General features: G+C 69.3%; 10 protein-coding genes and 1 pseudogene. 6 read left to right on the top strand and 5 right to left on the bottom strand.

Going from position 1 to position 10,456, the window contains the following annotated elements; all coding sequences use genetic code 11:
• Positions 1-40: 40 nt before the first annotated feature.
• A complete protein-coding gene (locus tag ACQEVM_RS37300; RefSeq protein WP_433086858.1) occupies positions 41-223 on the top strand; it encodes a hypothetical protein in 183 nt (60 codons plus the stop codon).
• Positions 224-1,116: 893 nt separating this feature from the next.
• Here the strand turns inward: ACQEVM_RS37300 and ACQEVM_RS37305 are convergent.
• A complete protein-coding gene (locus ACQEVM_RS37305) occupies positions 1,117-1,977 on the bottom strand; it encodes a hypothetical protein (protein ID WP_433086915.1) in 861 nt (286 codons plus the stop codon).
• A gap of 569 nt (positions 1,978-2,546) precedes the next feature.
• Between ACQEVM_RS37305 and ACQEVM_RS37310 the strand changes: the two are divergent.
• Positions 2,547-3,176, top strand: a pseudogene (locus ACQEVM_RS37310) (class I SAM-dependent methyltransferase).
• Between the two features lie 31 nt (positions 3,177-3,207).
• Here the strand turns inward: ACQEVM_RS37310 and ACQEVM_RS37315 are convergent.
• Positions 3,208-3,693: a hypothetical protein gene (locus tag ACQEVM_RS37315; protein ID WP_433086916.1), complete on the bottom strand. Its 486-nt coding sequence runs from the start codon at positions 3,691-3,693 to the stop codon at positions 3,208-3,210.
• A gap of 172 nt (positions 3,694-3,865) precedes the next feature.
• Here ACQEVM_RS37315 and ACQEVM_RS37320 point away from each other — a divergent pair, with 172 nt between their 5' ends.
• The 4 genes from ACQEVM_RS37320 (at position 3,866) to ACQEVM_RS37335 (ending at position 6,341) form a co-directional block, all read left to right on the top strand.
• Entirely contained in the window at positions 3,866-4,288 is a 423-nt protein-coding gene (locus tag ACQEVM_RS37320; protein ID WP_433086918.1) for a hypothetical protein, read from the top strand.
• A 6-nt stretch (positions 4,289-4,294) separates the two neighbouring features.
• A complete protein-coding gene (locus tag ACQEVM_RS37325; RefSeq protein WP_433086850.1) occupies positions 4,295-4,432 on the top strand; it encodes a hypothetical protein in 138 nt (45 codons plus the stop codon).
• Between the two features lie 850 nt (positions 4,433-5,282).
• A complete protein-coding gene (locus ACQEVM_RS37330; protein ID WP_433086848.1) occupies positions 5,283-5,501 on the top strand; it encodes a hypothetical protein in 219 nt (72 codons plus the stop codon).
• Positions 5,502-5,516: 15 nt separating this feature from the next.
• On the top strand, positions 5,517-6,341 hold the full coding sequence (locus ACQEVM_RS37335) for a helix-turn-helix domain-containing protein (protein ID WP_433086920.1): 825 nt from the start codon (positions 5,517-5,519) through the stop codon (positions 6,339-6,341).
• A 785-nt stretch (positions 6,342-7,126) separates the two neighbouring features.
• On the opposite strand, the gene ACQEVM_RS37340 is transcribed toward ACQEVM_RS37335, so the two are convergent.
• The 3 genes from ACQEVM_RS37340 to ACQEVM_RS37350 form a co-directional block, all read right to left on the bottom strand.
• Entirely contained in the window at positions 7,127-9,256 is a 2,130-nt protein-coding gene (locus tag ACQEVM_RS37340; RefSeq protein ID WP_433086922.1) for a Helicase associated domain protein, read from the bottom strand.
• 351 nt (positions 9,257-9,607) lie between these two features.
• Complete coding sequence (locus tag ACQEVM_RS37345; protein WP_433086924.1) at positions 9,608-9,799, bottom strand: hypothetical protein; 192 nt, start codon at positions 9,797-9,799, stop codon at positions 9,608-9,610.
• On the bottom strand, positions 9,796-10,456 hold a 661-nt coding region (locus tag ACQEVM_RS37350; RefSeq protein ID WP_433086926.1), incomplete at its 5' end, for a hypothetical protein. The genes ACQEVM_RS37345 and ACQEVM_RS37350, both read right to left, overlap by 4 nt.

Raw genomic sequence — 10,456 nt, forward strand, 5'->3', positions numbered from 1 at the left:
GGGCCTGCTCTCACAACGGGGTCGCCGGATACTCGCCACCGTGGTCCAGGTCCCCGAGATCGACGGCACCTTCATCGAGGTGGAGACCCTGGTCGAGGAGACGCACCTGGGCGACGCCCTCGCGGACGTCCGCCAGGTCCTCACCGACCTCGGCATCGATCAGGCGGACCTGACCCGGGGGCTGTACACCGACGCGGTACGCGCCCACCGGGAGAGCCAGTGACGATCCGCGGGTGCACGGCGGCGACCCCGCCCCGGACCGGGCACGTCTACGTCGAACTCGTCGGCGGACCCCTGGACGGACAGTTGCTCGACGTCACGAGCCGGAGCACGCAAGAGCGCGCGGACGGGGCGCTGCTCATCACCGACATGAGTGGGTTCGGGCCGGGCGGCCGGGCCGGCTACCAGCGCTCCTCGTTCAGGGCACTGGAACACGGGCGTGGGCGGGGTGGCTTTGTTCACGAGAACGAGGTTCTGGCCCCTGGACCCTCGCCCTTGGCGCACTGTGAGTGCGCGGGGCGTTGCGCATCGTAGCCACGACCGTATCCACCAGTAGCCAGTCGGGTGGCAACGCGTCTCCGCTTGCAGTCGTCACCCGCCGCTGCGGCGGGTGACGCGCCGGGGACTGATCCAGAACCTGGGGTGGGGAGTGGCGATGAGTTTTCCACGGTTCGATGAGCGCGGCCCGCTGGCGACGGTCGAGCTGGAGGCGCTGGGTCGTTGAACGCGGCGGTGCTGACCGTGCGGTACGAATGGCAGTCAGAAGGTGTCTGGCATCTCGCCGGAAGTGGGCTTTCTCGGCGTCGGCGGCGGATTTGAGGCTCACCCGGGCCGGAGGTCGGTGGTGCCCTCCTCGTGCTTGCTGTCGGGGAGGGCACCGTTGTGTGGTGTGTGGGTCAGGAGGTGGTGCGGTAGGTGATGATCGCGGCGCCGGAGTGGCCGTCGCCGCCCCTCGCGCCGTCCTGGCCCACGCTGCCGTCCGCGCCGTCCGCGCCCGCGGTTTCGCCGCCCAGGCCGCCGGTGCCGCCGTCGCCGCCCTTGCCGCCGGTGCCCCCGTCACCGTAGCCGCGGGGTCGATGCTGCCGCCCTTGCCGCCCGCGCCTCCGGCGCCGCCGTTCAGGTCGCCGTCGCTGTTGCCGCGGCCCGCCGTTCGCGCCAACCATTCCTTCCTGGCCCGGCGCCGCAAACTGGAAAGGCTTCCTTGCCGTCGATGTCCACCCGCTGATTACTGCTGCAGTAGTTGCTAGGGACGCTCATGGAGGCACCGGCGCCACCGGTTCCGTTGGCGGTACCGCCGTAGCCCTGGATGCCGGGGACGGCGCTGGCGGCGCCCCAGCCGCCACCGCCGCCGCCGGGAGCTCCCACCGGGCCCTTCTTGATCATGGCGCCGGATCCGAAGCTGGTCGCGAGCGCCCGGTCGAACTGTTCGATGGTGGTGTCGTCGCCCATGTTGTTCCCGCGCGATGCCTCGCTCTGGGCGGCGGCGGGCGCGTTGGTGCCCCCGCTCGCCTTGATGGCGCCGTACGCGCCTCGCTTGCCGACCGCCGCCGATCCCGCGGTGCCCTGGGCGCCGCGCCCGCCGGCGCCGACCTTCACCTTGAGCGGATAGCCGGGATAGACCGGCACCGTGCACACCGAGTGCCAGCCGGTGGAGCCGCCACCGCCGCCGTTGCCGCCGGCCCCGCCACCGCCCATGCCGCCCGCACCCACGAGCCCCTTCGGGCCGGACGCGCCGCCACCGCCCCCGCCGCCCGCGCCGCCGGTGCCGCCCGACGCCGCACCACCACCGCCCCACATCTCCAGGGTGACGCTGGTGACCCCCTCAGGAACCGTCCATTCCTGCTTCCCGGCAGTGTCGAAGGTGACCGTCGTGGTCGTCTCCGCCTTCGCATCCGCGTGCGCGGCCGGAGACGTCATCGCCAGGGTGAGGGCTGCCGGAATAGCCAACGCACCCAGGACACGGCAGTGCTTGAGCATGTAACTCCCTACATTGCGTGGTTGATCCATTACTCCACTGTAGGGATCGGTTCATGCGACCAGTGAGGGCTTTTGAGACAAGCGGCAGGCTATCCGGAAACAGGGCGCTATATCCGGCCCAACCAGAAGAGATACGAGCCGCAGGCCCGGGACCGACTCGGTCGCTGCCCCGCGCTGAGGGCCCGTCACGACGCCCGATGCGGAAGATTTCAGACGAGCTCGCCCGACCGGTACACGCTCAGTGCCCTTTAAAGCGTGTCCAATTCCGTGACGTCCTCGGTCGCCCCGACGTTCCCGTCGATCAGGTTCACCCCGGGGTGGGGGTCTGCAGTAACGGCCTCGGTACTGGTGTGATCGCCTAATCAACTGTCGCCGGTTCCCCGAGGAACCCAGCCAGCTGGTGACCGCCTGTGGTCGCCAGCTGCGAATCGGCTCAAGTTCCCACCGGCCTCGTTGCGGAGCTGGGTGGCGGCCATGTAGTGGTAGCCGAGAGCGTCCGCGGCGATGGGCGCGGGATTCGGCACGGGGCGGGAGAACAGCTGCGAACGGCGGGTGTTAGCTTCCTTCCCGTGGTGGAGCACCAGGACGAGACCAGGGCGGCCTACGACGGGGTCGTCGAGCTGTATGCGTCGATGTTCGCTGATCGGCTGGAAGACGCAGCCGTTCTCGCGGAACATGATCGGCACCTTTGCCGAGCTGGTGCGCGGGACGGGGAACCTGCGGGCAGCCGATGTCGGCTGCGGGCCCGGACATCTGACGGCCATGCTGCATGACCTGGGGCTGGACGCCTTCGGGCTCGACCTCTCCCCAGCCATGGTCGACCACGCCCGACGGGCCCATCCGGCGCTGCAGTTCGACGAGGCGCGGATGGAGGCCCTGCCAGTCGAGGACGGCGCGCTCGGCGGCGTGCTGGCCCACTACTCGATGATCCACACCCCTCCTGGGGAACTACCCGCGCTGCTCGCCGAGCAGGCGCGTGTCTTGGCACCAGGGGCCTGCTCCTGGCCTCGTTCTTCGCGACCGACGGGCCCGAGCCGGTCCGCTTCGACCACAAGGTGACGCCTGCCTATAGCTGGCCGGCGGACCGGTTCGCCGAGTTGCTGGCCCGGGCCGGGCTCGTCACGTTCGCCCGGCTGCTCCACGACCCGGCCTCTGAGCGGGGCTTCCTCGACGCCCACTTGCTGGCCCGCCTCCGCTAGAGCATGGCCTTCTACTGGTGAGCTCGCGCATTCAACGGTCGTCAGTTCGCTGTGGTGTCCAGCCGGATGGTGACCGTAGGTGGTCACCGGCGGCGCACCGGCTCCAGGTGGCACCGGTCTGCGAGGCGAGCTTGGCGGTGGTGACCTGGTGGTAGCCGAGGGCGTCGGCAACGACAGGTGCGGGCATCTCCAAGACGTGCTGGCGGATGGCCGCTGCACGGCCGGCGGTTGTCGGGATGCCGAGATCGTTGATCGAGGCGGCGAGCGAGTAGGGGTTCATCGGCTGTGCGGCCCGGCGGCCGGGGAAGAGCCAGCGGGAGCCGCGGTTCGTGGCTGTGTTCATGTTGTCGCGGCTGCTGACCCATTCCAGCAGCAGGTCCGCGAAGGGCCCGGGGACCGGGGAGGGTGGGTCGCCGAGTTGGAGGAGCACGTGGTCGCCGTGGATGACGTCGTCGATGGTGAGTCGCACGACTCGGGTGAGCGGCTGGGCGTAGAGCAGGACGATGCCCGCGGCCACTCGGGTTCGTAGCGGCAGGTCGTGGCCGGTGAGGAGGCGACCGAGCAGTTCCAGGCGCTGGTCCTGGGAGATCGGCGCGGCTTTGGCTGATCTTGGCCGCGGGGGGCGCGAAGCGCCGGGTGAGCTTGGTGGTCGCGCACCACAGCAGGAAGGGCCGGATGGTGTTCCGGTTGTGGCTGGTGTGCTCGACGTGCCAGAGGTCGATGTCGCTCTGGCGGCAGGTGCCCAGGTCCAGGCCATGCTCGGTGAGCCACTGGAGGAAGGATGTGGCGTGCTTGACCTGGTCGCCTGCGTACTTGCGGCTGGAGGTGGTGAGCGGGCCGGAGTCCGCGTTCCTGCGGAGCTTGGGCAGGACCTCCCAGGTGGTGAAGCGGCGCACGATCTGGGCATGCTCGGGGTCGCTGATCGCGGCGAGGTGGCCCACGAGCCACCGCTCGAAGAGGCAGATCTGCTTGTCGATTGCAGGCAGGACCCCGCAGGACATAAGCAGTTCGCGCAGGTGGGAGGCGGCCCGCCAGGGCTCCAGGGCGTGGAACGCCTCGTGTGTCAGCTCGATCTGCCCTCGGCCGAGCTGCCGCATCAGGTCCTCGGGTGAGCCTGGTTGCCCTTTGCGGGTGTAGAGCCAGGTCAATATCGACAGCGGGCTCTCCGCGCCGAGAAGAACGGGATGGTCGAGGAGACCAAGGTCGGCAGCCTCTCCAAGGACCAGATGACGGAGTTCATCGACGCCAACATCTGAGCGGCTCCACCCGAGGGTGGCGTTGGCGGCCGGGAAGCGGGTAGGCCCGGCCGCACCGACGGCATGCGGGCGGAGCGGACACGGCGCAGGTGACCGGCAGCACGCGCGCCGGCGAGGTGCTGCTCCTCACCTCCGGGGCGGGTCAGTCCTCTATCGGGACGGCAAGCTGTCCGGGGACCATGTCGTCGCCGTCGTCGGCGAGGACCAGGTCGACGCCCTCGTGCTGTGCCCGCTACTGCCGTCTCGTGACAGAACGTCATTCCCCGGGGTGTGGTCGGTGGCCGTCGCGCATTCGCCCTTCGCGGTGTCCTTCCCAGGGCCGGATCTCAAGCCGGGCAGGCATTTCGCCGCAACCGGGCATCGCGTGGCGGAGGGTGGCCGCATCCCGTGGGGGATGCGCCACCCTCGTGGTGGGCTCCGCGCTGGAAGACGCGGGATGCCCGGTCCCTGTTTCGTGGTGCAGCCACAACGCCAGGGAGGCCCCGGAGTGTGTCCGGAACCGGCGCCCTCAGAGGGTGGCATCGCGACTACCGCCTATGCAACGCCGACCTGGCCGAAATTGAATCAACACTTCGGCTTTACAGAGCCTGAGCAGCGTGTTTGGTTCCGCTTCCGTTTCGTCCGGCCATGAGTTCGCCCCCCTGGGGGTCTCCTCGCCAGTTCGATCACGAATCAACTCTCCCCGCAGAAGGGGAACGGATTGTGATCGCGGGATTACTGGTGAGAAGATCCGACCGGTCTGGAGGTCAGGGTCTGGAAGCCCTGCCGGACCTGTTTGGTGCAGCCCATCAGTCGCGCATCCCTCCGCAGAGGCGCGACTGGTGCTGATCGACAACCAAGGGAAGTCCTCATGCGCAACATCCCCCCGGCTGGATACCCGCAACCCGGCAGCCGCCCGCTCACCGGCGGAGAAATCCTCATCGTCGTCATCATCATGATCCTCGCGACCGTCCTCACCGTCGCCGGCCTGCCCGTGTTCGGCATCATCGAACTGCTCGGCGGAACCGCAGCCGTCATCCTGCACCTGCTGCGCCCCACCGAGGGCGGATGCAGCTCGACAAGCCGGTAGGGGTGGCGCATCGTCATGGGACGGCGTGAGAACGCCGTTGCCGCCGACACCCGCCAGATGGAAGCGCTGGCGCTGTGGCTTCGTGCCCAGCGCCGGCGCGCGGCGCTCACCTACGCGGCAATGGCCCAGCACATCAACTACGACTTCACCGCCTCGATGCTCTCCCGCGCGGCCGGCGGAAAGACCGTGCCCACGTGGCAGGTTGTCGAGGCCTTCGCCCGCGCCTGCCAGGGGGATGCGGCCGAGGGGCGACGCCTGTGGAAGGCCGCCCGCGCCGCCGAACACACCCGCCGCAGGCGAGCGGGAGAGTTCGAGGACCTGGCCGACAAAGTCGTCCAGGTCTACTCCCACCCCAAGGTCATCGAGACCGTGGGAGAACTACGCCGCGCGATGGTCCACCTCAGGGCACGCGACGGCCAGCCCTCCCTCGCCCAACTGCAACAGCGAGCCGGCCAGAACCAGGACGGCAGACACCGGCTGCCCAAGAGCAGCCTCGGCGCCGTCCTGCGCGGCGACGCCGTTCCCACCCGCGGCCACGTCGTCGCCTTCGCACACGCCCTGGGGATGTCCCGCCGCAAGACAGAGGAGTGGGGCAAGGCCTGGGACCGCATCATCGGGGAGGCGGGGGCCGAAGCCCCCGCCTTGCCGCGACAACGCACCGACCGACACCTGGGCACGGGCTCGGACCTGCCAGGTGTCATCGGACCGACCCCCACCGGCCGCGGACACCCGCGCACACAGCACCAGGCCTTCACCGACTTCATCAACTTCTACGTCGTCGCCACGACGGAGAAGAGCGACATCGTGCCCGTCTACCACAGCACCCCCCACACCCCCTGAACCGCCTCCCCCGATTCATGCGCGGCCCCCTCCCACCCCTGCCACCCGCCGGCCGCACCGGGTCCGGACTTCCGATACGCGCCCCCGCCGCTACACCCCCCTCATCACCCCCGCCCGTCGAGGATTCCCCACCACCTGACAACGCGCCCTGACGCCTCGACAGGGGGCCTTTGTACGCGTCGAAGAGCAGCAGGGATTGGCCGGGTGCGCGGATTCGGACTGCTCTTCGGTTTTCTTGATTCTGTGCGAAGAATCGTGCAGAACGGCTGTTACGGACTGTGCTGCTCCGGTTAGGTGATGGGGTGATCAAGTGCGCCTGGTGGTGCGCCGGTGCGCGGTGATCGACTGTGCCGTGCGCGGGCCGGGTGGGTGTAGCGGTCAGTGAATGTCAGGGCCACGATCACATGGTGTACGTGTAGTGCGCAGGCGTGTGTGACGGAAATGTCCGGGGTGGGTAACCGGCCTCGTCGTGGGCTGTTGTCGGCCACGTGTCGGGTCGAGAGTTTGGGTCCTCGGCCCACCGACGGGCCGGGCACCCGCACCGGTACTGAACATTGGGGCCGCCGTAGTGCCTGATTGGACCTCCAGCGCCTCGGTTAAAAGCACGGCTACTTGCGCGTTGCCGAGACGAGTAGCCGCAGGTCAGGAACCTGTCCGTGCGACACGAGGTTTGCGGCGCACCAGTTGAGCGGAAGAGACGCATGTCTCACTTACCGGAAACGCCCATAAGCTGACACATCGACACCCGCCGGTGGGTGTCGCGGAGTCCCGCTTTGAGTGAAACGTCAATGCCGTGTACGGAACACCGCTGGCCGGAGCGCTGCGGCCCCCGGCAAGAGGTCGATCCCGTACGTCGCCCCGCCCACCTCGAAGACGCGGACGGGGCGACAGGCCGCGTTCCACGGCCGGGACTTGTGAGCTTGTGGAAATGGGTACTGCCCTGCCGGGTCGGGCGGTACGTCGTGAGGCGGACCGACCCAGCCCGGCGCCCCTTCAAGAAGCGGACAGGCCCAGTCCACCCCCAGCACGGCCAAGCGCTCGCGCTGCTCGGCACTCAGCCCGTCGCGCCGGCTGCGGGTATTGGACAGCCACCCCCCCAGTCGGACCGCCGTCCCGTCCGGCAGTACCTCGGTGTGGGCCCGGGGGACGACGACGCGTCCCTCTCGGGCGGCGTACTGGGCGGGGGCCTCGACGCCCCGGTCGAACGCGTTGCCCGTGGACCGGCGCGGTCGGGCCGGCTCGACGGGTCGGGGGGCGGCGGTGACGCCGAGGGCGGCCAGGCGCTCGCGCTGCTCGACGCTCAGCCGTTCCCAGTCCCGGCGTTGGGTGGCCAGCCATTGGCCGACGTCGTCACCGTGGACCGTCACGCCGGGCATCACGGCGTCCAGCGCCGTCCCGGCCTCCACGAGGCCGCGCAGGGCGGCGTGGCGGCGCTGCCAGTCGATCGGCCACGCCGGCCGCCAATCCGGGTCGATCGCGGCGAGCGCCTTGGCGCGGTCGGACTCCTTGTCGTAGCCGGCCTTTCGGGCGTTGGCGAGCCACTGACCGACGGGCTTCTCCAGCATGGTCGCGGTGACGGGAGCTGCGAGGGTGCCGGTCAGGGCGTGGTAGGCGCGGGCCGCGCCGAGGTTCTCTTCCCACGCGGCGTCGGCGGGGTCCCAGACGATCCCGAGGGCGTCGAGGTCGGCGGCCCGCTCGGCGAGCATCGAGCCGGCGCGCAGGGTGCGGCGCTGGTCGGACAGCCACCTGCCGAGCGGATACGGTTGACGGTCAAGGACGGTGGACTCGGCATGCTTGCCGGTATTCAGCTCTATACGAAGAGCCGGGATGTGGCCTTCTTCCAGGCCGATCCGGACGGGCCGCCCTCTCTGGTACTCAGGAGGGTGGCCGCGCCGTAGGTCCGTCCGCGCCGGGTCCGGTGCTTGGTGGCAGCACGCTTGACGACGACTGGCGGTGCCGTGGTGGCCGGGGTCAGCTTGTCTTGATGCTCTCGATGAGAACGCGGTGGTCGGAGTGGGGGGTTGTGGTGACGGTGCACCAGTTCTTGGGGAGGCTGGTGAAGATGTAGTCGATCTTCGCGCCGGATGCGTGGGTGGGGCGGGTCGTGCCGGTGGCGTTGTTCTGGTCGCATTCCTCGTATCCGGGGGCCCCGCGGCGTTCGGGTAGAGGCCGGCGGGCCATACCCAGGCGGTGGTGTTGTCGGGGTCGTGTGGGGGCAGCGCGTTGAAGTCGCCGCCGAAGACGACGCGGGGGTGGCCGTTGACGACGGCTTTGATCTCGGCGAGTTGGTCGTCGCGGTAGTCCCAGTCGGGATGGTCGGGGTTCACACCCCGCCTGGAGGCGTGGACGCTGCACAGGCGTGTGTTCGACGCCGTCGCCGTCGCGCATTGGAAGGGTGACTGGAGTCCGGTGGTCGGCTGGGTGAGGGGGTAGGTGTTGGCGTCACTGATCTGGCCCTTGACGACGATGGCCGTGCCGATGCGGTCGGCGCGTCCGGTGTCCTCTCCGCAGCGGCTGTTCGACTTCTTCCCCTCCTGTGACCACTGGTAGGGCGCGAACGTCTTGTTCCAGCCTGTACCGAGGCGGCTCATGAGGAGGGTGAGGTCGTCTTCGCAGACCTCTTGGAGAAGAGCGGCCTCCACGCGATTGACCGCGACCTGGCGGGTGATCACGCCGACCTTGTCCTCGGGCGTCCCGGTCCCCGAACAGTTCCACGTCGCCCTCTGGGGGCCGCACATGTTCCACGACAGGACTTGAAGGCTCGGGGGGAAGTCCTCGACCGCGTAGGGCATGGTGTTCTCACCGTCGGCCGTTTCTGCGGACTGGGTGGCGTAGGCGCTCGCGCCGACACCCATGAAGGCGAGCGCGGCGAGCGCGGCGAGCGCGGCGAGGGTTTTGCGGGCGCGGTGGATCACACGTACTCCTTGAAGCGGGCGACTGGTGAAGGGGGGAAAGGGATGCGACCCGGCCCGCCCTCTGTACTGGGGCGGGCCGGGTCGCATCATGCGGTGTCCTTCGCCTCCCCGTTGACTTTGATGCGTCGGCGCGGGGGAACGGGTGGGTTTCGATCGAGACTGCGGGTTACGCCAACCGTCCTTGACCTCGACCGATCCGGTTTGCGATCTGCGGACGTCGCAATCGCAGCTGCCGTGCTGCGTCCGTCGGCTGCCAGCTCCGCACGAAGGCCGTGCGGAGCTGGCAGCGTCTGGGTTGCTCAGGGGATGCGGGGGCCAGCCGCTGGGCCGGGGTGTTTGGTTGTGGCTGGATCAGCCGTTCCAGGTGGCGGTGATGGCGAGCTGGCTGGGGCCGCCGGGCAGGCCCTGGAGAGCGACGGTGACGGGGTTGTCCCAGGTGCGGTCGGTGTGGCGGATGGTGTGGAGGAGCTTGTTGTCGTTGGTGGTGACGGCCAGCTGTACCTCGCCGTTGACGTGGGTGGCCGCGACGGACTTGGCGGTCACGGTGCCCAGGACGGACTTGAGGTCACCGAAGGGTGCCCATTGGCCGTTGGCGCTGCGGATGGTGTGGTACTGGCGGGTGCCGTTGTCTGTGGCGATGACGAAGTGGGCGTCGTCGTTGCCGGTGGCGGCGCTGATGGAGGTGATGGGTCCCACGGGGCCAGCCTGACCGGTGACGTCGCCCCAGGTGCCCAGGTGTCGTTGGCCTTGCGGACACTGTGGAAGGGCTTGCCGTTGCTGACGATGACGGCTTCGAGTTCGCCGCGGACGCCGGTGATGGCGGCGGCGGTGATGTTGGTGCGGCCGCCTGAGACGTCACGGAAGGGCGTCCAGTTGCCGTCCTGCTTGCGGACGGTGTGCAGTGCCTTCCCGTCGGCGATGGCCATGACGTGGAGGTCCCAGCCGATGTTGGCGGTGGTGACACCGGTCAGGTTGCCGAGTTCACCGGCGACGGTGAACACGTCCCCGAAGGGGGTCCAGGTGCCGTCCTGCTTGCGGACGGTGTGGAACAGCCGTGCGTTGTTGCTCATCGCGACGACGTGGGTGTCACCGTTCATGCCCGTGGCCCCCGAGGCGCGAATCCCACCGAGGGAGGAGGCCTTGCCCTGCACGTCCTGGAAACCGGTCCAGGAGCCGTCGTTGAGGCGCGTGGCCTGGTAG

It is taken from the genome of Streptomyces sp. CA-243310, assembly GCF_050936775.1.
Classification (GTDB): Bacteria; Actinomycetota; Actinomycetes; order Streptomycetales; family Streptomycetaceae; genus Streptomyces.

Bases quoted from the DNA above. Each gene is read 5' to 3' on its own strand.
- ACQEVM_RS37330 (WP_433086848.1), top strand. From the start codon at position 5,283: ATGCGCAACATCCCCCCGGCTGGATACCCGCAACCCGGCAGCCGCCCG.
- ACQEVM_RS37305 (WP_433086915.1), bottom strand. From the start codon at position 1,977: ATGCTCAAGCACTGCCGTGTCCTGGGTGCGTTGGCTATTCCGGCAGCC.
- ACQEVM_RS37335 (WP_433086920.1), top strand. From the start codon at position 5,517: ATGGGACGGCGTGAGAACGCCGTTGCCGCCGACACCCGCCAGATGGAA.